Here is a 23,484-nt window from a genome sequence, read left to right as displayed (position 1 = left end):
TGCGTTTCATCTCATTACTGTCTGTTTCACGTCAGCGATCGACGTTCCGTCCTCCCGCCCACGGCCGGTGCAGCCGGCCTCGTTCCTAGGAGCACTCATGGCAGAAACCACCACGGTTCCCGCATTCCGCGTCACCGCCGACTTCTGGAAGACCCTGCCCCAGATGTCCACCGAGGAATTCCCGGGCACCGAGGGCTTCATCGACGACGTCTATCCCAACCCCGAGGGGTCGGAGATGGCCGCGGGCTACTTCAAGCTCGCGCACACCGACGCCCCGCTGGACTATCTGTACGAGTACGACGAGATGAAGGTCGTCCTCGAAGGGGAGTTCCGCCTGGAGAACCTGGATACCGGCCAGGTGGAGATCGCCCGCGCCAAGGACGCGATCTTCTTCCCCAAGGGCTCGCGGATCCGCTTCACCACCCCCCACGGCGCCCTGGCGTTCTACGTCGGCCAGCGCACGTTCGCGCCGTAAGGATCCGGCCATGAGCGTCTGTATGGAGACCACCAGCGTGCCGCGCTGGGACGAGGAGCGGACCGTGGCCGACGGCGGCAGGACGGTCACCGTCCTGTCGTTCGGCGACGCCGCCACCGACCACGCCCGCCGCCTGGTGACCTCCTTCGAAGGCCGGCGAGTGAGCTGGCTACGGGCGCCCGCCACCTGGGGCGACGCGGCCGCGGAGGTGCTGCAGCGCCAGCTCTCCGCGGCCCGCGTCGGCTGGCGGCTCGTGCTGGTGGGCGACGAGGCCGCCGTCCTCGCCGCCCGGGCCGTGGCCGTCGCCGCGGGGGCGCTCGACGACGAGATCCTGCCCGAGGTGCTGACCACGGACACGCGCACGGTGTACTGCGCCCACTGCCGACACACCCACGACGCCACCGCCGCGATCGGGCAGACCAGCACGTGCCCCGCGTGTTCGGCGGAACTCGTCGTGTACCACCACGTTTCGCGCCACCACGGCGCATATCTCGGCTACCAGCTCGACGCGGAGGAAAGCTGATGACCCTCGTATCCGATGCCGGAACGGCCGTCCGGCGCAGCGACGCGACCCTCGCCCTCACCGTCGCCGAGGTGGCCACCGTCGCCACCGGAGTGCGGCACGTGCGGTTCGTCGACCCCACCGGTGCGCCGCTGCCGTCGTTCACCCCGGGCAGCCACGTCGTGCTCTCCTGCGGCGCCCACGACGACGGCCGGCCCCGCCGCAACTCCTACTCCCTGACCGGTCCGGAGCTCGAACCGCAGAGCTACTCGATCTCCGTGCGGCTCGACGAGACCGGCCGGGGCGGCTCCCGCTGGATCCACGCCCTCGAGGTCGGGGACGTCGTGGAGGTCAGCAGGCCCCGAAGTGCCTTCGCGCCGATCCTCACCGCGCGTCACCACATGCTCGTGGCCGGCGGTATCGGCGTCACACCCATCCTCTCGCACGCCCGCGCCGCCGCTCAGTGGGGCCGCTCCTTCGAGGTCCACTACACCTTCCGCGAGGGCGACGGCCCGCACCTCGGCGAGTTGCGCGAACTGTGCGGAGACCGCCTGCACACCTACCACACCCCCGAAGAGTTCTGGGCCGCACTCGGCCCGGCCCTGCTCGATCAGCCGCTCGGCACCCACCTGTACGTGTGCGGGCCCTCCGGTCTCATCGACGAACTCACCCGTCGCGCCCGCGGCGCGGGCTGGCCGGACGCCCGCATCCACTACGAGCACTTCGGTGTCGGCGACCTCGAGCCCGGAACCCCGTTCACCGCGCATCTGCGCCGCACCGGGGTCGACATCGCCGTGAACTCCGGCGTGAGCCTGCTCGAAGCGCTCGAGGCGCGCGGGGTACCGGTGCCCAACCTGTGCCGGCAGGGGGTGTGCGGCGAGTGCCGGATCCCGGTGGCGGACGGCGCGATCGAGCACCGCGACCTGTACCTGACCGACGCGGAGAAGCACGCCGGCGACTGCATGATGCCGTGCGTCTCCCGCGCCGGCGGCGAGCGATTGGAGCTGGACCTGTGACTGCCGCAACCGAATTCGAGGTGCTCCCGGAACGCGTCGCGCGGTTCCCGTTCCCCTTCCCGCGGGACACCTACCGGTACAGCACCAACGTCGAGCCGGCCGGGACCCGCGCGGACACGGCGGCCGGCGGCTGGGGCGAGCGCCCGGTCGACATGGACGGCTTCCTTCTCGACGACCTCGCCGAACGACGGCGCGTGCTCGACGCCGACCCGAGCCGCTTCCAGGCGCTCGGGCACATGGAGGTCGCGCAGTGGGACGCGATGCTCACCCTCATGAAGATGCTGGCCGAGGCATACCCGCAGACGTTCGCGCTCGACCGTGACGGCACCGTCCGGCGGTGGAGCAACCGCGCCCTCGACCTCGAGCAGGCGTTCGTCTACGGGCAGTCCGCCACCCTGCCCGAGCCGCCGCTGCTGTACATCGGCCGGCAGATCCAGGAGGACGTCGTGCTGCTCGATCAGCGCGACGGCGCCCTGTGGGGTGACGCGGGCCTGGTGACGTTCGCCGCGGACTGGTCGCTGCGCTTCGACGTCGGGATGAGCTTCCTGCAGATCCACGGTCCCGTGCCCCGCATCCACGCCGAAGGGGTGATCACCCGCGCCCAGTCCTTCCTCATGGGACTGCACGCCGGGCAACGGTATCGGCGCACCAACTGGACCCTCACCGTGGACCGCCGGCTCGACACGGCCACCGAGACGTATCCCGAATGGGGACGCGATCGGCGCCTGCTCGCCGAGGGCCCACTCGACGACGTCGGCCGTCGCCTGCACCTGCGGGTCGAGGTGCAGCACCTGATCCGTCTCGGCGCGTCCGGCGCGATCATGTTCCTCATCCGCACCTACCTGCTGCCCTTCGAGGAGATCGCGCTGGTGCCGGAATGGGCCGACCGGCTCTACCGGGTGCTCGAGGAACTGCCCGAGGACATGGCCGACTACAAGGGCATCACGCGCACCCGCGAACCCGGTCTGAAGTGGTTGCGCGAGTTCGGAGGTGTGCGGCCGTGAAGAACTCGGGATTCGTCACCGGTGCGGTGCCCCCGATCGATCCGGGCGGGCGCATCCACCTGCTGTTCAGCCTCGGCGACTGCGCCGACGCGCGGGCCGCGGTGACGGCCTGGGCGGCGCAGGCGCTCGCCGCCGGCCGCGTCGCCACCGTGGTTCCGGACGCGAGCGCTGCGGAGGTGGCGCGGCTCGTGCGCGAGGCTCGCGCCGGTACCCGCGTGCTGATCGCCGGACCGCGGCGGGAAGCGATGGCAGCGACGGCTGCGGCGCGCACCGCCGGCCTGCTGCCGTGTGAGACGACCACCTACGTCACCGCCGCCGACGGAGTGTCGCTGTTCTGCCCGCACTGCGCCACCACCCAGTCCGTCGACGCCGCTCCCGGGGCGGTCGTCGCCTGCGGTTCGTGCGGCCTGGACCTCGAGATCCGTCCTCATCTGTCGGGACATCACGGCACCTACCTCGGCGCCGTGGCCTGACCCGCCATCCGGAAAGGAACCTTCGTGACCACCTCCGTCGCCAGCGACCTGTCCTGCCTGCCGTGGCCTTTCCCCGAGGGCGACAGGACGTTCCGTTACGCCGTGAACGTCGAACCGGCGCCGCGCCGCACCGAGACCGCCGCCGGGGCCTGGGGCGAGCACATCGTCGACCTGGGCAAGAGCCACGACGAGTACGTCGAGATGATGCGGTTGCGTCGCTCGATCGTCGAGGCCGACCCCGGGCGCGTGCAGATGCTGCCGCACATGACGCCGGCGTGCTGGGACCTGATGCTTTACTACATGCGCGACATGGCGGCCTCGTTTCCCGACGTCATGCACCTCGACGTCGAGAACGGCGGATACCGCTGGCGCAACGACCTTCTCGGAATCGATCAATGGCTCGTGCCGGGGGATTCGGGCACCCTGCCGGAGCATCCGCTGGTGTTCATCGGGTGTCAGCTGCCCGACGACGTGCTGCTGGTGACCGAGCGCGACGGGCACCTGTGGTTCGACGCGGCGCTGGTCACGTCGTCCGCCGACTGGTCCGTCAAGTTCGACATCGGCATGAGCCTGCACGAGATCCACCGGCCCGTTCCCGGCCTGACCCCGAACGGGGTGACCGACCGCGCCGAGCAGTTCATGCGGCGCCTCACCACCGAGCGGCCGTACCGGCGGGTGAACTGGACCTTCTCCGCGGTCGGTTCGCGGCGCCGGGACACCAGCCTCGAGACGATGCCCGAGTGGATGGACGACATGCCGCGGCTGATCGCCGAACGCGACTGGGGCCGCATCCAGCTGCGCATCGAACTCGAGCACCTGATCCGCCTGCCGATGACGGGGGCGCTGGTGTTCAACATCCGCACCTACATGGCACCGCTCGAGGAGATCGCGCAGGTCCCGGCGTGGGCCGAGCAACTCGCCGACATCGTCGAGGAACTGCCCGCCGAGATCGCCGCGTACAAGGGCATCGACTCCTACCGCATGCCGGCGATGGCCTGGCTGCGCGAGCGGACGCGCGCCCGGGCCGCGTAGTGGCGCACCGGATTCACCGGCGGCCGGTACGGTGACGGAGGGAGGGTCTCCGGCGAGGGGAGAAGCGAGCGTGCGAGCGTGGAGCGGACCGGTCGACGGCGGCATCGCCGTCCTGGGTGCGGGCCTGAGCGGACTGTCGCTGGCGGCCCATCTCGCCGCCGTCCCGGCGCGACCCGGCCCGGTGGTGCTCGTCGACGACGGCGCCCGCGACATCCGTGACGCCGGCTGGGCGTTCTGGTCCCGCCGGTCCGGGCTGCTCGACGCGGCCGTCTCCGCGCGGTTCGCCCGGATCCGGGTCCATGCGGGCGGACGGGCCCGCACGCTCGGCCTCGGCCGGTACCGGTACGGCGTCGTCCGCGGAGCCGACCTGGCGTCGGTGGTCGGCGAGGTTACGGACCGAGTCGACGACATCGGGCTCCGCACCGGCCGGGTGACGCAGGTGCACGACGGGGCCCGCCCGCGTGTCGCCCTGTCCGACGGCACGGAGCTGCACCCCGAGTGGGTCTTCGACGGCCGGGGCCCCGACGCCGACGACCGCGGGACGAGCCCCGATGCGTGGCTGGACTTCCGCGGGTGGCGGATCCGCACCGAAGCTCCCCTGTTCGATCCCGACGTCCCCACCCTGTTCGACTTCCGCACCGATCAGCGCCGGGCGGCGTCCTTCGTGTACGTGCTGCCCACCGACGACCGTCGCGCCCTCGTCGAGCACACGAGTTTCGCGCACCCCGACGGCGGGCCCGTCGGCACCGCCGCTCACGACGAGGCGCTCCGGGAGTACCTGGCGGCCGTGCTCGGCGCGGACGAGGACACCTACGTCGTGGAGGCGGACGAGTCCGCGCGGCTGCCGTTGGCGTCGCGGCCGCCCGCGCGGCGCAGCGGCAACATCGTGCGCATCGGCGCCGCGGGCGGAATGCTCAAGGGCAGCAGCGGATATGCGTACCAGCGGATCCAGTGCGACAGTGCGGCGATCGCGCAGTCGCTCGCCCGGCACGGGCATCCCTTCGACGTGCGGCCTGCTCCGTCCCGGTTCGCCCGGTACGACCAGGGGCTGCTGCGGGCCGTCGTCGAGCGGCCCGCGGTGCTCGAGCGCGCCTTCGCGGGGCTGTTCGACCGGTCCTCCGCGGAGCCGATCCTGCGGTTCCTCGACGAGGAGTCGTCGTGGCGCGACGAGGCGGCGCTCTTCGCGTCGCTGCCCGCCGCCCCACTGCTCCGGGCGATGGCCGGCCGCTGACCGTCCCCGGCGGCTCCGCGCGACCGGACGCGGGTCCGGGTCCGAGGAGGGCACCGCCGCGTCGCCCCGCGAACAGGCGGTATGCGGGTCGGGGAACGGGGCGGGCGGTCGGTCCGGCCCCCAGTTTCGTGGATCTTCGACAAATCTCTCTTTCTGTTGGCATGAATTCCGGCGGCGTGGGGTACTCCCCGGTCCATGAGATCGACGAACCGAGACCCGGCCCTTCGCGGGGGTCGCGGCGCGTGGATCGAAGTGAACGAAAGGTCGCAGACTTTCGTCCGGTCCGCTCGCACTGCGTGCGAGCCTGCTGTCAAGGAGAGCCCCGTGCCATTGTCACCTCACCCCCTCCGGCCGACCGTCGATGTCTGGAACTGGCAGATGCAGGGCTTGTGCCGCGGTGTCGACTCCTCGGTGTTCTTCTCGCCCGACGGTGAACGGGGCCGAGCGCGTTACCAGCGGGAGTCGAAGGCCAAGGAGATGTGCCATCGGTGCCCGGTCATCGAGCAGTGCCGCGAGCACGCGCTCACGATGGGCGAACCCTACGGGGTGTGGGGTGGGATGTCGGTCGCCGAGCGGGAGAAGTACGTGCAGTCCCGGAGACGGAAGATCGCGAGCTGACGAGGATTTCGCCCGGCATCGACATTTCGTCGGTGCCGGGTTCACGTCTCCGGGTCGCCTGAGGGTTCGGCGATGCCACCCGCGGGGGGTGCGGCCCGGCCGTGGAGTCCGACCAGGGTGAGCACGTGGTGCGCGGTGGTGCCCGGCGGCGCCACCAGGGTCACGGCGGTGTGCTGCCCGGCCGCACGCTCACGGGCCGTCGAGAGCAACGAGACCCCGGCGGAGCCGAGATGGGTGACCTCGCTCAGATCCACTGTCACCGAGAGTGTTCCGCCGCGTGACGCCACGTCGAGGTGACCCTTGAGGATGGGGGCGGTGTCGATGTCGACATCGCCCCGCACCGCGAGGCGGCCGGGTGCGGTCTCGTCGACGGCGAAGTCGCGCGAGGACTCGGGACGGCCGACGATCGCGCCGTCGGTGAACTCGGTGACGACGCGGGCGCTCCGGGTGAGCCGGAACGTGACCGTCGCAGTCGTGCCCGTGTCGTCGCAGTCGATGCGGAGATCGTCGGCGAAGAGCCGGACCATCGTCAGTCCGCGGCCGCGGCTGTCCGTCAACCGGTGGGACTCCGGGGTTGTCGCGGGGGTCTTCCAGCGGCCCCGGTCCCGTACGCGGATCCGGAGGCAGCCGTCGGCGTCGAGAACTCCGCCGATCTCGACCGGGCTGTGCTCGGCGTCGGTGCCGGGATAGGCGTGCTCGACGACGTTGGACACCAGTTCGGAGACCGCGTGTTCGACGGCCACGGTCCCCGCATGGTCGGCCCCGATACGCACGAGCCACTGCCACAGCGCCGACCGCGCCGCCTTCGGCGCCTCCCGGTCGGCGTGCAGGTGCACGTGCAGGGGATCCGGCATCGCCGTCCGCTGAGCCGCGACGATGGTCACGTCGTCGCTGTATCCGGTTTCCCGAAGCAGGAATTCGAGGACCTCCCCGCACACCCGATCCACCGTCCGGGCGCGTGTGTCCGGGATCGGGAACGAGCGGCCGGCCACGCTCAGAGCCGCCCGCTCGGCGAGTTCGGCGGTGCTCGCCGGGGGCGGCCGGCCGGGACGCTCGATCAATCCGTCCGTGTAGAGCAGCACGACGTCGCCGGTGGCGAGGGCGTCGGTGGCGACGGGGAACGTCGAGCCGGTTCCGATCGGCGTCGCGCCCGAGGGAGGCAGGTAGCGGACCGTCCCGACCGGGCTCGCCACCAGCGGCGGGGGATGCCCGCCCGTGCAGTAGCGGACTCGGCCGCTTCCGGTGTCGAGGACGGCGACACACACCGTCGCGGTGCGGGCGCCGGGGACGTGCGCCGAGAAGGCGTCGAGCGTGGACAGGGCGCCGGCGACGTCTGCACCCGCGAGGATCTGCTGGCGCAGAACCGCCGGGAGTTGTCCCATCACGGCGGCGGCCTCGACGCCGTGCCCGACGACGTCTCCGGTGATGAGCGCGAGCTCGCCGCCGGGGAGGGCCAACGCGTCGAACCAGTCACCGCCGGCGGCCGTGTCCTCCGCGGCGACCAGGTAGGCCGCCGCCACCTCGGCTCCCGGCACGACCGGAACGGACGGCGCCAGCAGGGTCTGCTGCATCACCGTCACCGCGTCGCGGGCCTGTTCGTACTTCTCCGACATCAGCTGGGCCCGGGCCTCGGCGACGTGCCGCGCCAGGACACTGTCGGTCACGTCGGAGGCGAAGAAGAGCAGTCCGGCGACGCCGCAGCCGGGGTCGCGGCAGGGGGCGACGGTGAAGTCGAAGTAGCGCTCGCGGACCACGCCGCTGCCGTCGGTGTCGATCTGCATGCGCCATTCCTTGGCGGTCTCGGCGACGCCGGTCGCCGCCACCCGGTCGAGCAGCTCGAAGAACTGCTGACCCTCGAGTTCCGGGACGGCCTCGCGCACCGGCCGGCCCAGGAGATCGCCCCGTCCGAGCAGCGCACGGTAGGCGGCGTTGGTCGCGACGTACACGTGGTCGTGTCCCTGCCACGCTCCGAGTGCGAACGGCAGCGCCTCGAACACGCGGAGAACCGTGTCCGGCTCTCCCGTGGCCGAGAACAGATCCTCGTCGTCCGGCATGACGTGTACCTTCTCCGGTTTCCGCGCCGAAGCCTCACCTTCTGTTCTATACCCCGCCCGGGCCTCGGTACAGCGGCGTGTCCGGCGGTTCGTTTCGTCAGCGCATCTCCCCGGCCCCGACGTACGGGTTCAGGCTGGCGAGGGGCTTGCCTTCGGCGAAGCGCGAGTACCGGAAGTCGGTGCCGTCCACGGCGGGGTCGCTGCTGATGCCGTCGAGCAGGAGGTCGGCGGCGAGCCGGCCCACGGCAGGGGAGATCTTGTAACCGTGGCCGCTGAAGCCCACGAGCAGGAACAGTCCCGGCGCCGGGGACGGGCCGATGATCGGGTTGTAGTCGGGTGTGGTGTCGTAGCATCCCGCGTACGACGAGGCGAGCCGCGGATCGGGCATGGCCGGCAGCAACCGGTCGAGCTTCGCGACGGCGGTTTCCACGAACGGGTCGTCGGCGCGATTGGCGTAGTCGTCCGGGTCCGCCCACTCCGGCGCGGAGTGATCGCTGTTGCCCACCAGCAGCTCTCCGTTGGGCTCGCGGCGGATGTACTGGAGGTTCACCAGGTCGGAGAAGGTGGGGATGTCGGGGGTGGGTTCGCCCTGGTCGACGAGCAGGAGTTGTTCCCGCTGGGCCCGGATCGGGAGGTCCACGCCGGCGGTCGCGCCGAGTGCCGGTGACCACACGCCGGTTGCGAGCACGACGGTGCCCGCGTGGATTTCGGAGCCGTCCGCGAGCCGCACCCCGTAGACCTCGCCGCCCTCGCGCTGCAGGAGGGAGGCGACGGGGGTGCCCTGGCGCACTCGCACGCCGAGGGCTCGGGCGCGGGTGCCGTAGGCCATTCCGGTCATGTAGGCGTCGCCGTGGCCGCCGAGGGGCTCGTACGCGAAGGCCGCGAAGGGATCGAGGGCTATCCCCGGTAGCAGGCGGCGGACCTCGCCGGCGTCGATCGTCTCGACGGGCACTCCGAGGGCCCGGTGCATCTCGACGTTCGCGGCGAGCGGGGCGGTGTTCTGGGGCCCGACGCCGACGACGTATCCGGTCTGCCGGAAGCCGATGTCGGCCCCGAAGATCTCCTCGGCTTCGGAGAACACCTGCACGCCGTGCCAGGCCATCGCGGCCAGCGACGGAACGCCGTAGTGGCAGCGGACGATGCCGCTGGACTTGCCGGTCATGCCGGAACACATCGTCCCGCGTTCCAGGACGAGGACATCCGTTTCGCCGCGCTCGGCGAGGGACCAGGCCGCAGCCAGGCCCTCGAGTCCGCCGCCGACGATGACGATGTTCGCGGTTTCGGTCATCGCATTTCCTCACAGCTCGCACTTCGGTTGTTTCTTACAGGGAAACAGTGTTGCATAAAACGAAACACGCGCGGTTCTCGCTGTGTGACAACGACGTAAAACCTGCTGGGCGGCAACGATGCTCCGTCGAGGCCGGTAGCCTCGTCCGCATGACCCCTGTCGTCCGCCCGGCCACCCGACGGGACATACCGGTCTTCGCCCGCACCCTCGCCGACGCGTTCTTCGACGATCCGGTGATGATGTGGATGTGGCCCGACGACGAGCGCCGGCGCCGAGGTCTGCCACGCATGTTCGCCGCCGAGGCGCAGCATCATCTGCTGTCGCACGGCGGACTCGAGCTCGCCGAGGGGCCGGACGGTTCCGCCGGAGGCGCGACCATGTGGGCGCCGCCGGGTCGCTGGAAAGCCCCGGGGTGGCGGTCCGTGCTGGTCACTGCGGGGATGATCCGCGCGCTCGGGCGCCGGGCCCGCGTCGGCGCCGAGGTCGACGGCGCGCTCGACGAGGCGCATCCGGCCGAGCCGCACTGGTACCTCTCCGCCATCGGAACCGGAAACGCGGCGCGTGGCGGAGGTTTCGGGAAGGCCCTGCTGCGGTCGCGGCTGGACCGCTGTGACGCCGACGGGATGCCCGCGTATCTCGAATCGAGCAAGGAGAAGAACATCTCCTACTACGAGCGGTTCGGGTTCCGGGTCACCGGCGAGATCGCCGTCCCGAACGGAGGGCCGACCCTGTGGAAGATGTGGCGCGAACCCGTGACGCGATGAATCGGCCGATCCCTTGATATGCAAGCAGTTGCTTGCATATAGTCGGTATCTGTGAGTGATGTCTCGCGGACAGCCACAGGACCGAGCGGCGTATGCGAAGCCCCGGCCCGGGTCGGGGGCACGACGTGAGCGCGCCCCTCGAGCGCCCGAACGCCGTGGACGGTCACGGCCGCAAGACCGGCGAATGGGCGGAGCCCGACCCGCACGGCGGGCTGATGGTGGGCACCTACGTCGACGGCGAGCGTCACGGAACGTGGCGGCACTTCTCCGCCGGTGGGGCGCTACGTTCCGAGGGTGGTTACGACCGCGGCGTCCTGCACGGTCCCTGGACCTGGTACCGCGCCACCGGTGGTCTGCTGCAGCGCGGCGGGTTCGCCCACGGTGACAAGCACGGCTACTGGGAACGCTGGACGGCGGCGGGGACACTCGTCGACAGCGGACACTGGGAGCACGGCAGGAAGACCGGTGAGTGGACCTACTACGACACCGACGGGAGCATCAGGAAGACGACCACCCACCGGCCGAGGCCGCCGCGCGGGTGACCGAACGAGGGGGAGCGGTGACATCGACCTTCGACCGGGATCGAGCCCTGCTGATCCGGCTGTGGCGCTCCTGGGCCGAACGGGCCCGGGCATTGAGCGACGAGCAGTGGACGGCCCCGACCCGGCTGCCGGGCTGGACCGTTCGGGACCTGTACGTCCACGTCGCACCCGACGCCCTGATCGCCCTGATCGCCGACCCCGCGCCCGAGGGCACGGCAAAGGTCACCAGCGCCGCGGAGATGCTCCGCGTCTTCAACGCCGACCCGGTCGCCGCCGAACCGATGCACCGACGGATCGCCGAGATGGTCCGCCACGCCGCCACCGACGCCGGCCGGGAGACGCTCGTCGAGCGATTCGCCGTCGAACTGCCGCAGGCGTTCGATCGCCTGACCGGCCTCGATCGTGAGACCGTCGTCCCACACCCTCTGCTGGGCTCGGTGACGCTCGGCGCACTCCTCGACCTGGCCATCCTCGAAACGACCGTCCACCTGCTCGACGTCGTCGACACGGTCGGCGGACCGCCGCCCGAATCGGAGGCACTCGAACGCACCCGCAACGTGCTCGCCGCCGTCCCGGACGCGCGGGACTTCATCGAAGCGGCATCGGGCCGGTCGGGCGCGCGGATCCTGCCGGTGATGCGATGAGGCAACCGCGCATGTGACGCGGCGCCAGGAGTCCGACCGTGGGGGCAGCGCCCACGCGGCGCCGGCGACGGCGCAGACCACAGTGCCGGTCGGCAGGGGCATTCGCCGTCCGAAACGGCCGTGTCGGCTCCCCGGTGACGCCCCCGGCGCGCACTACCCTCGGGCACCATGACCGCATTCGACGACCTCGACGACTATCTCGCTCTCCCGCGCGTCACCGCGCTCGCGCTGTCGCCGGACGGGACCCGTGTCGTGATCGCCCAGTCCACCCTGGACGAGGAGGGGACCGGGTACGTCGGGGCCTTGTGGGAGGTCGACCCGCACGGACAGGAGCCCGCCCGGCGGCTCACGTGGGGTGCGAAGGGCGAGTCGAACCCGGTCTTCACCGCCACCGGTGACCTGCTGTTCACCGCGGCCCGGGCCGACGGGACGGACGGCGACGATGCCCCCGTCGCACTGTGGCGGCTGCCGGCGGCCGGTGGCGAAGCGCAGCGCGTCGTGTCCCGCAAGGGCGGGGTACGCGCAGTGCACGCCGCGCGGGCCGCCGACCGGATCGTGGTGACGGCGGACGTGCTCGGCCGTACCGACGGCGACGACGAACGGATCCGGGACGCCCGCAGGAAGCACAAGATCTCCGCCGTGCTGCACACCGGATACCCGATCCGGCACTGGGATCACGACCTCGGCCCGGCCGAGCCGCACCTGCTCGCCCTCGCGGACGGCCTCCACCCGCCCCTGTCGGACCTGACTCCCGGACCCGGGGGCGCGCTGCGCGAGGCCACCCTCGACCTCGCCCCGGACGGCACGTTCGTCGTCACCACCTGGTCGGTCCCCGGGCCGCTCGCCTCCCGCCGCACCACCCTGGTGCGCATCGACACGGACACCGGACTGCGCACGGTCCTCGTCGACGACGAGACCGCCGACGTGTTCGCCCCCGCGATCTCGCCGGACGGCACCCGGATCGCATTCCTGCACGAGACACACTCCGACCCCGAGACCGCGCCGACAATCACGTTGCGGCTGTTCGATCTTCGATCGGGAGACACGACGGTTCTGGTGCCCGGATGGGACCGGTGGCCGACGTCGGTCGTCTGGCGTCCCGACTCCGGGGCGCTGCTCGTGACCGCCGACGAGCACGGCCGCGCGCCGATCTTCCAGGTCGCGTTGTGGGCCGACGTCCCCACCCCGTTGACCACCGACCCGGCCGCCTACACCGACCTGCGCGTCGCACCCGACGGAACGTGCGTCTACGCCCTGCGTGCGGCCTACGACGCTCCGCCGCACCCGGTGCGGATCCCGCTGGACGGCTCCGGCGCCGTCACCGTTCTGCGCGCTCCCGCCGAGCTGCCGGACCTCCCCGGCCGCCTCACGGAACTGACCACTGCCGCCGCCGACGGCACCCCGCTGCGGGCCTGGCTGGCCCTGCCGGCCACCGCCGACCCCGACGCCCCCGCACCGCTGCTGCTGTGGATCCACGGTGGCCCCCTCAGCTCCTGGAACACCTGGTCGTGGCGATGGAACCCGTGGCTTCTCGTCGCCCGCGGCTACGCCGTGCTGCTCCCGGACCCCGCCCTGTCCTCCGGCTACGGGCAGGACTTCGTCCGGCGCGGGTGGGGCAGATGGGGCAAGGAGCCCTACACCGACCTGATGGCGCTGACCGATGCCGCGATCGAGCTCCCCGAGATCGACGCCGACCGCACCGCCGCGATGGGCGGCTCCTTCGGCGGGTACATGGCCAACTGGGTGGCCGGGCACACCGACCGGTTCCGGGCGATCGTCACCCACGCGAGCCTGTGGGCTCTCGACCAGTTCGGACCCACCACGGATTCGGCCTGGTACTGGGCGCGGGAGATGACCCCCGAGATGGCGGTGGAGAACTCACCGCACCTGTATGTCGCCGACATCGTCACTCCCATGCTGGTGATCCACGGCGACAAGGACTATCGCGTGCCGATCGGGGAGGGGCTGCGACTGTGGTACGAACTGCTCTCCGAGTCGGGGGCACCCGCCGCCGAGGACGGCTCCACCGTGCATCGCTTCCTCTACTTCCCCGACGAGAACCACTGGGTGCTCGGCCCCCAGCACGCGAAGATCTGGTACGAGGTGGTCGAGGCGTTCCTCGCGGAGCACGTGCTCGCGCGTCCCCGGGAACTGCCCGAGGTGCTCGGCTGACGCGGATCCCGGCGGTGCGCGGCGCGGGAGTCGAACGGCATCTCCGTCGGGGGCGACGCTCACCCGCCCAGCGTCCGCACCCGCTCGAGCACCGGGGCGAACGCCTCGAGGTACGGCCTGTGGACGGTGTAGTAGGTGAAGCCGTAGCGGTCGCGGTCGCGCAGGACCTGATCGGCCATCCGTTCCACCGTGCCGATCAGTGCGAACGGCGTGTCCAGCAGTTCCTCGACGCTCGTCATCGGACCGAAGCGCTCGAGCAGTGCCCGCGCCGCGGCCTCTCGGTCGTCGGTCACCACGACCGCCTGGACCAGCACCTGCCACTCGAGGCGGTCCGCGCGGGCGCCGGCGCGCTCGCGGGCGAACCGCACGCGTTCGTCGGCCTCGGCGGCCGTCGCGATGCGCAGCACCCCGGGCGCCTGTCCCGGCACCTGCACGGCACCGGCCACCCCCACGATGTCGGCGCGCTCGGCCGCCAGCTGCAGCACCCGGTCCCCGGTACCGCCGATCAGCAGCGGGGGACCGGTGCCGCCGAACCCGCACCGCTGGACCGGCTGCAGCGGTGCCAGGTCCAGGCCGGCGCGCAGCTCGGCCTGTTGTGGGTACCCGCCCTCCGCGAAGCGGCGCCCCAGACCCTCGATCAGGGCCTCGAGCCGATCGACGCGGCGGCCGATCGGATCCCAGCCGATGCCGGCCTCGTCGAATTCCCACTTCATGTGCCCGGCGCCGAGGCCGAGTTCGAGCCGGCCACCGGTGAGGACGTCGGTGGTCGCGACGTCGCGGGCCAACAGCTCCGAGTTCCAGAACGGAGCGTTGAGGACGAGCGTGCCCACTCGCAACCGCTCGGTCGCCTGCGCCGCGGCGACGAGCGTGGGAAACGGCGCGACGACCCCCAGGTGGTCCGCGGCGAACAGCGTGTCGTACCCGAGCGCCTCGATGCGGCGGCATCGGCCGGCGAACGCGCCGGCCGACTCCAGGGTGAAGACGTTCGTGGCGAAGCGGAACTCGTTCACGTCTGCCACGGTGCCGTACCCGTGATCCGCAGTCCAGCAGGCCCGATCCGGGCACGTGGGGCGTGTGCAGGCGGTTTGCCTCCGCTGACTACGATTGCGGGGTGACCAGTGCGCCAGAGAACCACCAGAACCCCGCCGACGCCCTCCCCAAGAGCTGGGACCCCAGCGCCGTAGAGGACGAGCTGTACCAGGGCTGGGTGGACGCCGGTTACTTCGCCGCCGATCCGTCCAGCGACAAGCCCGGTTACTCGATCGTGCTGCCACCGCCGAACGTGACCGGCAGCCTGCACATGGGTCACGCACTCGACCACACCCTCATGGACGCGCTCTCGCGCCGTAGACGCATGCAGGGCTACGAGGTGCTGTGGCTGCCCGGCATGGACCACGCCGGCATCGCCACCCAGACCGTCGTCGAGAAGCAACTCGCGGTGGACGGGAAGACCAAGGAGGACTTCGGTCGCGAACTGTTCGTCGAGAAGGTCTGGGACTGGAAGCGCGAATCCGGCGGCACCATCCAGGGGCAGATGCGCCGCATCGGGGACGGCGTCGACTGGTCCCGCGACCGGTTCACCATGGACGAGGGTCTCTCGCGGGCCGTGCAGACGATGTTCAAGCGGCTCTACGACGACGGGCTGATCTACCGCGCCGAGCGACTGGTGAACTGGTCGCCCGTGCTGCAGACCGCGATCTCCGACATCGAGGTCAAGTTCGAGGAGGTCGAGGGCGAACTCGTCTCGTTGCGCTACGGCTCCCTGGACGACGACGAGCCGCACGTGATCGTCGCCACCACCCGGGTCGAGACCATGCTCGGTGACACCGCCGTCGCGGTGCACCCGGACGACGAGCGCTACCAGCACCTGGTCGGCACCACCCTCGAGCATCCCCTCACCGGCCGGCGTATCCCCGTGATCGCCGACGAATACGTCGACCCCGAATTCGGCACCGGCGCCGTGAAGATCACCCCCGCCCACGATCCCAACGACTTCGAGATGGGCGTGCGGCACAACCTGCCGATGCCCACCATCATGGACAAGGCCGGCAGGATCGCCGACACCGGAACACGATTCGACGGCATGGACCGGTTCGAGGCGCGGGTCCGGGTGCGCGAGGCGCTGGCCGAGCAGGGCCGGGTCGTCGCCGAGAAGCGTCCCTACCTGCACAGCGTCGGTCATTCCGAGCGCAGCGGCGAGACAATCGAGCCCCGGCTGTCGATGCAGTGGTGGGTCAAGGTCGATGCGCTCGCCAAGGCCGCGGGCGACGCGGTCCGCAACGGCGACACCGTGATCCACCCGGCCAGCCAGGAGCCGCGCTGGTTCGCGTGGGTCGACGACATGCACGACTGGTGCATCTCGCGGCAGCTGTGGTGGGGTCACCGCATCCCGATCTGGTACGGCCCGGACGGCGAGGTCGCGTGCTTCGGACCGGACGAGACCGCGCCCGAGGGCTGGGAGCAGGATCCCGACGTCCTCGACACCTGGTTCTCCTCAGGTCTGTGGCCGTTCTCCACGATGGGCTGGCCGGACAGGACGCCGGAGCTCGAGAAGTTCTATCCCACCAGCGTTCTCGTCACCGGATACGACATCCTGTTCTTCTGGGTGGCCCGGATGATGATGTTCGGCCTGTACGTCGCGAACGACGAGGCGATCACCGCCGGCGGGAAGTCCGGCGTCCAGGTGCCGTTCAAGGACCTGTTCCTGCACGGCCTCGTGCGCGACCAGTTCGGCAAGAAGATGTCCAAGTCGCGCGGCAACGGCATCGATCCGCTGGACTGGGTGGAGCGGTACGGCGCCGACGCGCTGCGCTTCACCCTGGCCCGCGGCGCCAACCCGGGTAGCGACCTCGCCGTGGGCGAGGACCACGCGCAGTCCTCCCGCAACTTCGCCAACAAGCTGTTCAACGCGACCAAGTTCGCCCTGATGAACGGCGCGGTCGTCACCGAGCTCCCGGCGCGCACCGCCCTCACCGACGCGGACCGGTGGATCCTCGACCGGCTCGAGCAGGTCCGCGCCGAAGTCGACGAGGCGTTCGAGCGGTTCGAGTTCTCCAAGGCGTGCGAGGCGCTCTACCACTTCGCATGGGACGAGGTGTGCGACTGGTATCTCGAGCTCGCCAAGGTGCAGCTGGCCGACGGCAGCGAGTACGCGCAGGGCACCAAGGCGGTCCTCGGCAACGTCCTCGACCAGCTGCTCCGCCTGCTGCATCCGGTGATCCCGTTCGTCACCGAAACCCTCTGGAAGGTCCTCACCGGCGGCGAGTCCGTGGTCGTCGCGTCCTGGCCGAACGCCACCGGCACCGAGCCCGACGCCGACTCCGCGCGTCGCGTCGAGGATCTGCAGAAGCTCGTGACCGAGGTCCGCCGTTTCCGCAGCGACCAGGGCCTCAAGCCGTCGCAGAAGGTCGCCGCACGCCTCACCGAGATCGACGCCGCCGACCTGGTTGCGCAGGTGCCGGCCGTACGGTCCCTGGCGCGGCTGACCGAGCCTGCGGAGGAGTTCGCCGCCACCGCCGCCATCGAGGTGCGCCTGTCCCGTGCCACCGTCACCGTGGAACTGGACACCTCCGGCACCGTCGACGTGGCGGCCGAGCGCGCCCGTCTCGGCAAGGACCTCGCGGTCGCCGAGAAGGAGCTCGCGGGCACGTCCGCCAAGCTCGGCAACGAGGCGTTCCTCGCCAAGGCGCCCGCGGCGGTCGTGGAGAAGATCACCGCCCGCAGGCAGATCGCGGAGGAGGAGATCGCCCGGATCACCGCGCGCCTGCAGGAACTGGGGTCGGCGTGAGCGAGGACCGGTCCGCGGCCGGCCCGGCGACGCCGTCGCCGGTCGACCTGGCCGAGCTGACCCTGGTCGAGGCCGAACTCGACAAGCGCTGGCCCGAAACGAAGATCGAGCCTTCGCTGACCCGGATCGCGGCGCTGATGGATCTGCTCGGATCCCCCCAGCGCAGCTATCCGTCCATCCAGATCGCCGGCACGAACGGTAAGACGTCGGTGAGCCGCATGATCGACGCCCTGCTGACCCGGTTGCACCGGCGCACCGGCCGCACCACGAGCCCGCACCTGCAGCTGGCCACGGAGCGGATCAGCATCGACGGGGCGCCGGTCTCCCCGCGCACCTACGTCGACACCTATCGCGAACTCGAGCCGTACGTCGCGATGATCGACGCGCAGTCGCAGGCCGCGGGCGGCCCGGCGATGAGCAAGTTCGAGGTGACCACGGCCATGGCATTCGCCGCGTTCGCCGAGGCCCCCGTCGACGTCGCCGTCGTCGAGGTGGGACTCGGTGGCACCTGGGACGCCACCAACGTCGTCGACGCGCAGGTCGCGGTCGTCACCCCGATCGGGCTCGACCACACCGAATACCTCGGCCCCGATCTCGCGACGATCGCGGGGGAGAAGGCCGGGATCATCAAGAAGGCACCCGACGACGGGCTCGTGCCCCGCGACACCGTCGCAATCCTGGCCCAGCAGGAACCCGAGGTGATGGAGGTGCTGCTGCGCCGGGCCGTCGAAGCGGACGCCGCCGTCGCACGCGAAGGCGCCGAGTTCCAGGTCCTGGCCCGGCGCATCGCCGTGGGCGGGCAGCAACTCGAGCTGCAAGGCCTCGGCGGGGTGTACACCGACATCTTCCTGCCGCTGCACGGCGAGCACCAGGCCCGTAACGCCGCGCTCGCGCTCGCCGCCGTGGAGGCGTTCTTCGGGGCCGGCGCCGACCGGCAGCTCGACGCCGACGCGGTGCGCGCGGCGTTCGCCTCGGTGCTCAACCCGGGCCGGCTCGAACGGGTGCGTAGCGCTCCGACGGTGTTCCTCGACGCCGCCCACAACCCCCACGGGGCGAAGGCTCTCGCTGCGGCCCTCGCCGACGAGTTCGACTTCCGCAAGCTGGTCGGAGTGGTGTCGGTGATGGCCGACAAGGACGTGCCCGGTCTGCTCGACGCCCTCGAGCCGGTGTTCGACGAGATCGTCGTGACCCACAACGGCTCGCCGCGGGCGATGGACGTCGACGAGCTCTCAGACCTGGCCGTGGCGCGGTTCGGCGACGAACGCGTGGTCGTCGCGCCGACACTGCCCGACGCCCTCGAGACCGCCGTCGCCATCGCCGAGGAGGTCGCCGAGCCGGGTGAGGCAGTATCGGGGGCGGGTGTCGTGGTCACCGGCTCGGTGGTGACCGCCGGCGCCGCCCGCACTCTCTTCGGAAAGGACCCCGCGTGAGCGAGGCAGCTGACAACTCCGCCGCATCGCCGGACCGGGACTCCGCCGTCCGGCCCCCCGCGAAGGACCCGTGGAAGGGGCTGCGAGGCGTCATGGCCGGCACGCTCGTCCTCGAAGCCATCGTGGTCCTGCTGGTGCTACCGGTTGTCGCGGTCGTCGGCGGGGGACTCACGTGGCTCTCGGGTGGCTACATCGTGTTCCTCGCCGTCGCGATGATCGCGGGCGCCGGGCTGCAGGGCCGGCCCTGGGCGCTCCGGTACAACCTCGCGCTGCAGGTGCTGACCCTGCTGGGCTTCTTCGTCGACCTCGCGCTCGGCATCGTCGGCGTGATCTTCAGTGCGGTGTGGGGCTACATCCTGTACCTGCGCAAGGACATGAAGGACCGCGAGGCGCGGGGCCTGCTACCGGGGCAGCGGGGCTGACCACTACGCTGTGCGCGTGACTGAGCGGACCCTGGTACTGATCAAGCCCGACGGCGTGGCCCGTCGTCATGTCGGCGAGATCCTCTCGCGCATCGAGCGCAAGGGACTCGACATCGTGGCACTCGAGCTGCGCACCGCCACCGAGGAGGTGGCCGCCGCCCACTATGCCGAGCACGAGGGCAAACCCTTCTATCCCGGCCTGATCGAGTTCATCACCTCGCGGCCGCTGGTCGCGGCGGTTCTCGAAGGGCCCCGCGCCATCGCCGCATTCCGCCAGCTCGCGGGCGGCACCGACCCCGTCGAGAAGGCCGTACCCGGCTCGATTCGCGGTGATCTCGGGCTCGACGCCGGCGAGAACCTGGTGCACGGTTCCGACTCGGTGGAGTCGGCCGAGCGTGAAATCGCTCTGTGGTTCCCGGCCCTCGCCGGGTCCTGATCCGTCCGTCGACCTACGTGCCACGGCGCCCTTCGGGGCGCCGTTGGCGTATTCACGGACCTCTGTGTGGGATACTGAGGTAGGTCGCCCCGCTTCGGAGTGTTGCGGAACGACCGAACGACATCACGGATCGATGCCCGACATCGCTGTGACCGGGGACGCAGGAGACACCTCGCCCGGTGGCACGCTGGATGCACCGGCGCTCGATCCGCGATCCAGCCAGGCACCGCTCGGCCGTGCAGTGAAAACGGGCACCGGACGACCGTGCGATGCGAGACCGCACATCTCGCGCCTCCCGGTGCGAGCCCACACAGACAGCGCCCCCGCGTGGCCGCGTCACATCGCTCGAGATCGAGGATGGACGCGCCCGGGGGCCCGAGGAGACCTACGTGGCCGAACAAGCGCCGCCGAACGACACTTCCATCGATGAGGGCACCGTGGTGCTGCCGCCGAAGATGCGCGTGCACGCACTCGCCAAACTGCTCGGTCTCACGAGCAAGCAGGTCATGGCCAAAGCCGCCGACCTCGGCACCGAATTGCGCAGTGCCCACTCGAGCCTGCAGCGCGACCTCGCCGAACAGATCCGCGCCGCTCTCGGTGCGCCCGCCGAGACCGGGACGGAAGCCGCACCGGAACCGGTGGGTGAGGTACCCGAGGTGCCCGCCGCCGAGACCGCCGAGGCTCCCCTCGGAGAACCGGCCGGCGCCGAGGGGCCCGCCGGGGAACCGGCCGCCGAGCCGGAGACCGCGGTCGAGGACACCACCGCTCAGGAACCCGCCGCGGCACCTGCGGCTCCGACCCTGTTCACCGGCATGGAACAGGAGACCCCGGCGTTCACCGCGCCGGAACCGGGCGCCGTCGAACCCGTCGTCAGCGCGCCACTGTTCCTGCAGCCGGAAGTCACCGCCCCCGCCGAGGCGGCACCGCGCCGCCGCCGTTCCCGCCGGGCGGCCGAGGCGCCCGAGCCCACCGTCGTCGAGGAAGTCGCCGAGGAGGTCACCGAGGAGACCGCTGCGGCGGAGCCGGGTGAGGAGTCCGCCGAGGAGGAGCCGCGCCGTCGCCGTCGTGGTCGACGCGGCCGGGGCCGTGGACGTGGCGAGCAATCCGAGACGTCGGAGGAGACCACCGCCGAGGAGACGTCCCCCACGGAGACTGCTGCCGAGGAGGGCGCCGCTCCGGAGAAGGGCGAGGGCCCGGAAGCAAAGCCCGCGGAGCCGGCGACGGAAGAGGTCGCGACCGCCGAGCCGAGCGCGGACCAGGCCGAAGGCGAGCAGAAGGAGTCCGGGCAGAAGGAGTCCGGACAGACGGAGCCCGAGCAGAAGGAGTCCGGGCAGGGCGAGGACGAGTCCGGGGAAGGGTCTTCCCGTCGTCGCCGTCGTCGTCGTCGTCGCAAGGGCAGTGCGGACGGAGCCGACACCGCCGTCGAGGACGACTCGGTCCCCACTGTCGTCCACGAACGTGAGCCGCGATCCAAGACGCGCGCCCCCAAGGACGAGGTTCAGGGCATCACCGGTTCCACCCGGCTCGAAGCCAAGCGCCAGCGCCGCCGCGACGGCCGGGACGCAGGCCGCCGTCGGCCCCCGATCCTCACGGAGTCGGAGTTCCTCGCCCGCCGCGAGTCCGTCGACCGCGTCATGGTGGTGCGGGAGAAGACCGGTGACACCGCGAACCCCGGGAACATCACCCAGGTCGCGGTCCTCGAGGACGGCGTCCTCGTCGAGCATTTCGTGACCAGCGCCGGCTCCGGTTCGATGGTCGGCAACATCTTCCTCGGCCGCGTCCAGAACGTGCTTCCCTCGATGGAGGCGGCGTTCATCGACATCGGCAGGGGTCGCAACGGCGTCCTCTACGCCGGCGAGGTCAACTGGGACGCCGCCGGGCTCGGTGGCAACTCGCGCAAGATCGAGCAGGCCCTCAAGCCGGGCGACCGGGTGCTCGTGCAGGTCAGCAAGGACCCGGTGGGGCACAAGGGCGCCCGGCTCACCACGCAGATCAGTCTCGCCGGCCGATTCCTGGTGTACGTGCCGGGCGGCTCGTCCACCGGCATCAGCCGCAAGCTGCCCGACACCGAGCGCAAGCGGCTCAAGGAGATCCTGCGTGAGGTCGTCCCGGCCGAGGCCGGTGTGATCATCCGTACTGCGGCGGAGGGCGTGAGCGAGGACGAACTCGCCCGCGACGTACAGCGCCTGCAGACGCAGTGGGCCTCGATCGAGGAGCAGGCCGCCAAGCTCGAGGCCGACGGTTCGGGACAGCCGAAGACCCTCTACGAAGAGCCCGACCTGCTGGTCAAGGTGATTCGCGACCTGTTCAACGAGGACTTCTCCAAGCTCGTCATCGAGGGTGAGAACGCCTGGAACACTGTCGAGAACTACATCCGGACCGTCGCCCCGGACATGCTGCCCCGCGTGGAGCGGCACGATTCCGAGTCGGGCGCGCGTGACGTGTTCGCCGTACACCGCATCGACGAGCAACTCGCCAAGGCGCTCGACCGCAAGGTGTGGCTGCCGTCCGGTGGCACTCTCGTCATCGATCGCACCGAGGCGATGACGGTCGTCGACGTCAACACCGGCAAGTTCACCGGCGCCGGAGGCAACCTCGAAGAGACCGTCACGCGCAACAACCTCGAGGCAGCCGAGGAGATCGTGCGGCAGATGCGGCTGCGCGACATCGGCGGCATGATCGTCGTCGACTTCATCGACATGGTGCTCGAGTCGAACCGGGACCTCGTGCTGCGACGCCTGACCGAGGCGCTCGGCCGGGATCGCACCCGTCACCAGGTCTCCGAGGTGACCTCGCTGGGACTCGTGCAGATGACGCGCAAGCGGCTCGGGACGGGGCTCGTGGAGGCGTTCTCCACCACCTGCGAGCACTGCCACGGCCGCGGCATCCTCGTGCACAGCGAACCCGTCGAGGTCGCCGCCGCCGAGGACGGTGGCCGGCCCGCGCGCAGCGAGAGCGGCTCCCGTCGCCGCCGCGGCCGTGATCGGGGCACCCAGCCGGAACCGGCGACGACCGAGACGGCCGCACCCCAGCCGGCCCCCGAGGCGCCGGTGGTGGACGCGACGGTCAAGCGCGCCCACCCGGTCGCTCTGGCGATGGCCGCGCACCACGACAACCACGACGAGCACCCGACCGAGTCCGGTGCCGAGCCGGCGGAGGCAGCGCCCGCGCAGACGCCCACCGAAGCCGCGTCGGCACCGGTGACAGAACCCCGCGAGGCGCGCCCGGTCGAATCGCGCGAGGCGCCGGCCGAATCGGGCGAGGCGCAACCGGCAGAAGCACCGGAGGCCGGTAAGCAGGCCGCCGAGCCGGCGGCCCGTCGCCGTCGCCGGGTCTCGCGGGCTCCTTCGGCTCCGACGGGCGACGGCACCGGCACCGTCTTCGTGGTGCCGGCTCCGGCCCCGGAGCCCGTGGCCACCGCTCCGACCCCGGAGCCCGTGGCCACCGCTCCGGCCCCGGAGCCGGTGACCACCGCGGCGGTTTCGGACGGTGACAGCGCCGAACCGGTGACCGTTCGACGGCCACGTCGTCGCCGGGCCGCCGGCCGGCCTGCCGGCCCGCCGGTCGAAGCGCAGGCATGAGGTCGAACCGGGC

Annotated in this window: 20 protein-coding genes; 17 read left to right on the top strand and 3 right to left on the bottom strand. The window is 71.2% G+C overall.

The window, feature by feature from the left end; translation table 11 throughout:
- Positions 1-97: 97 nt before the first annotated feature.
- The 8 genes from OEY_RS0105010 (at position 98) to OEY_RS0104975 (ending at position 6,351) form a co-directional block, all read left to right on the top strand.
- Positions 98-475 carry a cupin domain-containing protein gene (locus OEY_RS0105010; protein ID WP_006937276.1) on the top strand — a complete coding sequence of 126 codons (378 nt, stop codon included), beginning with the start codon at positions 98-100 and terminating at the stop codon, positions 473-475.
- 10 nt (positions 476-485) lie between these two features.
- On the top strand, positions 486-998 hold the full coding sequence (locus OEY_RS0105005) for a 50S ribosomal protein L32 (RefSeq protein ID WP_225222742.1): 513 nt from the start codon (positions 486-488) through the stop codon (positions 996-998).
- A complete protein-coding gene (locus tag OEY_RS0105000) occupies positions 998-1,993 on the top strand; it encodes a PDR/VanB family oxidoreductase (protein WP_010592824.1) in 996 nt (331 codons plus the stop codon). The genes OEY_RS0105005 and OEY_RS0105000 overlap by 1 nt, the downstream gene beginning before the upstream one ends.
- Positions 1,990-2,997 carry a heme-dependent oxidative N-demethylase family protein gene (locus tag OEY_RS0104995; protein WP_010592823.1) on the top strand — a complete coding sequence of 336 codons (1,008 nt, stop codon included), beginning with the start codon at positions 1,990-1,992 and terminating at the stop codon, positions 2,995-2,997. The genes OEY_RS0105000 and OEY_RS0104995 overlap by 4 nt, the downstream gene beginning before the upstream one ends.
- The gene (locus OEY_RS0104990) at positions 2,994-3,470 is read left to right on the top strand and encodes a dimethylamine monooxygenase subunit DmmA family protein (RefSeq protein WP_010592822.1); all 477 of its coding nucleotides are present in this window, start codon (positions 2,994-2,996) and stop codon (positions 3,468-3,470) included. Before OEY_RS0104995 ends, OEY_RS0104990 begins: the two co-directional genes overlap by 4 nt.
- Positions 3,471-3,494: 24 nt before the next feature.
- A complete protein-coding gene (locus OEY_RS0104985; RefSeq protein ID WP_010592821.1) occupies positions 3,495-4,502 on the top strand; it encodes a heme-dependent oxidative N-demethylase family protein in 1,008 nt (335 codons plus the stop codon).
- A gap of 70 nt (positions 4,503-4,572) precedes the next feature.
- Positions 4,573-5,733 (top strand): lycopene cyclase family protein, encoded by a 1,161-nt coding sequence (locus OEY_RS0104980; protein ID WP_010592820.1) that lies wholly within the window; start codon positions 4,573-4,575, stop codon positions 5,731-5,733.
- A gap of 378 nt (positions 5,734-6,111) precedes the next feature.
- A complete protein-coding gene (locus tag OEY_RS0104975) occupies positions 6,112-6,351 on the top strand; it encodes a WhiB family transcriptional regulator (protein ID WP_017680511.1) in 240 nt (79 codons plus the stop codon).
- 41 nt (positions 6,352-6,392) lie between these two features.
- Here the strand turns inward: OEY_RS0104975 and OEY_RS0104970 are convergent, their stop codons facing one another.
- Positions 6,393-8,405: a SpoIIE family protein phosphatase gene (locus OEY_RS0104970; protein ID WP_010592819.1), complete on the bottom strand. Its 2,013-nt coding sequence runs from the start codon at positions 8,403-8,405 to the stop codon at positions 6,393-6,395.
- A gap of 97 nt (positions 8,406-8,502) precedes the next feature.
- Complete coding sequence (locus OEY_RS0104965; RefSeq protein ID WP_010592818.1) at positions 8,503-9,693, bottom strand: NAD(P)/FAD-dependent oxidoreductase; 1,191 nt, start codon at positions 9,691-9,693, stop codon at positions 8,503-8,505.
- A 149-nt stretch (positions 9,694-9,842) separates the two neighbouring features.
- On the opposite strand from OEY_RS0104965, the gene OEY_RS0104960 reads away from it, so the two are divergent.
- The 4 genes from OEY_RS0104960 (at position 9,843) to OEY_RS0104945 (ending at position 13,815) form a co-directional block, all read left to right on the top strand.
- A complete protein-coding gene (locus OEY_RS0104960; protein ID WP_010592817.1) occupies positions 9,843-10,457 on the top strand; it encodes a GNAT family N-acetyltransferase in 615 nt (204 codons plus the stop codon).
- A gap of 125 nt (positions 10,458-10,582) precedes the next feature.
- Entirely contained in the window at positions 10,583-10,999 is a 417-nt protein-coding gene (locus OEY_RS0104955; RefSeq protein ID WP_017680513.1) for a toxin-antitoxin system YwqK family antitoxin, read from the top strand.
- A gap of 17 nt (positions 11,000-11,016) precedes the next feature.
- Positions 11,017-11,643, top strand: a complete 627-nt coding sequence (locus tag OEY_RS0104950; protein ID WP_010592815.1) for a maleylpyruvate isomerase N-terminal domain-containing protein — start codon at positions 11,017-11,019, stop codon at positions 11,641-11,643.
- A gap of 168 nt (positions 11,644-11,811) precedes the next feature.
- Complete coding sequence (locus OEY_RS0104945) at positions 11,812-13,815, top strand: S9 family peptidase (RefSeq protein WP_010592814.1); 2,004 nt, start codon at positions 11,812-11,814, stop codon at positions 13,813-13,815.
- A 59-nt stretch (positions 13,816-13,874) separates the two neighbouring features.
- Here OEY_RS0104945 and OEY_RS0104940 read toward each other — a convergent pair whose 3' ends face one another.
- The gene (locus OEY_RS0104940) at positions 13,875-14,825 is read right to left on the bottom strand and encodes a TIGR03621 family F420-dependent LLM class oxidoreductase (RefSeq protein ID WP_010592813.1); all 951 of its coding nucleotides are present in this window, start codon (positions 14,823-14,825) and stop codon (positions 13,875-13,877) included.
- Between the two features lie 101 nt (positions 14,826-14,926).
- On the opposite strand from OEY_RS0104940, the gene OEY_RS0104935 reads away from it, so the two are divergent.
- From OEY_RS0104935 to OEY_RS0104915, 5 genes are all read left to right on the top strand, one after another.
- Complete coding sequence (locus OEY_RS0104935; RefSeq protein WP_010592812.1) at positions 14,927-17,602, top strand: valine--tRNA ligase; 2,676 nt, start codon at positions 14,927-14,929, stop codon at positions 17,600-17,602.
- Positions 17,599-19,032 carry a bifunctional tetrahydrofolate synthase/dihydrofolate synthase gene (gene folC, locus OEY_RS0104930; protein WP_010592811.1) on the top strand — a complete coding sequence of 478 codons (1,434 nt, stop codon included), beginning with the start codon at positions 17,599-17,601 and terminating at the stop codon, positions 19,030-19,032. The genes OEY_RS0104935 and folC overlap by 4 nt, the downstream gene beginning before the upstream one ends.
- Positions 19,029-19,454, top strand: coding sequence for a DUF4233 domain-containing protein (locus OEY_RS0104925; RefSeq protein WP_010592810.1), 426 nt, complete (start codon positions 19,029-19,031; stop codon positions 19,452-19,454). Before folC ends, OEY_RS0104925 begins: the two co-directional genes overlap by 4 nt.
- Positions 19,455-19,470: 16 nt before the next feature.
- On the top strand, positions 19,471-19,890 hold the full coding sequence (gene ndk / locus OEY_RS0104920; RefSeq protein WP_006937234.1) for a nucleoside-diphosphate kinase: 420 nt from the start codon (positions 19,471-19,473) through the stop codon (positions 19,888-19,890).
- Positions 19,891-20,279: 389 nt separating this feature from the next.
- Positions 20,280-23,471, top strand: coding sequence for a translation initiation factor IF-2 N-terminal domain-containing protein (locus tag OEY_RS0104915; RefSeq protein ID WP_010592809.1), 3,192 nt, complete (start codon positions 20,280-20,282; stop codon positions 23,469-23,471).
- Positions 23,472-23,484 lie beyond the last annotated feature (13 nt).

Source organism: Rhodococcus sp. P14 (genome assembly GCF_000256505.1).
Lineage (GTDB): Bacteria > Actinomycetota > Actinomycetes > Mycobacteriales > Mycobacteriaceae > Rhodococcus > Rhodococcus ruber.
Note: the sequence above shows the minus strand (reverse complement) of the source record. Positions and strands in the feature narration are given on the sequence as shown.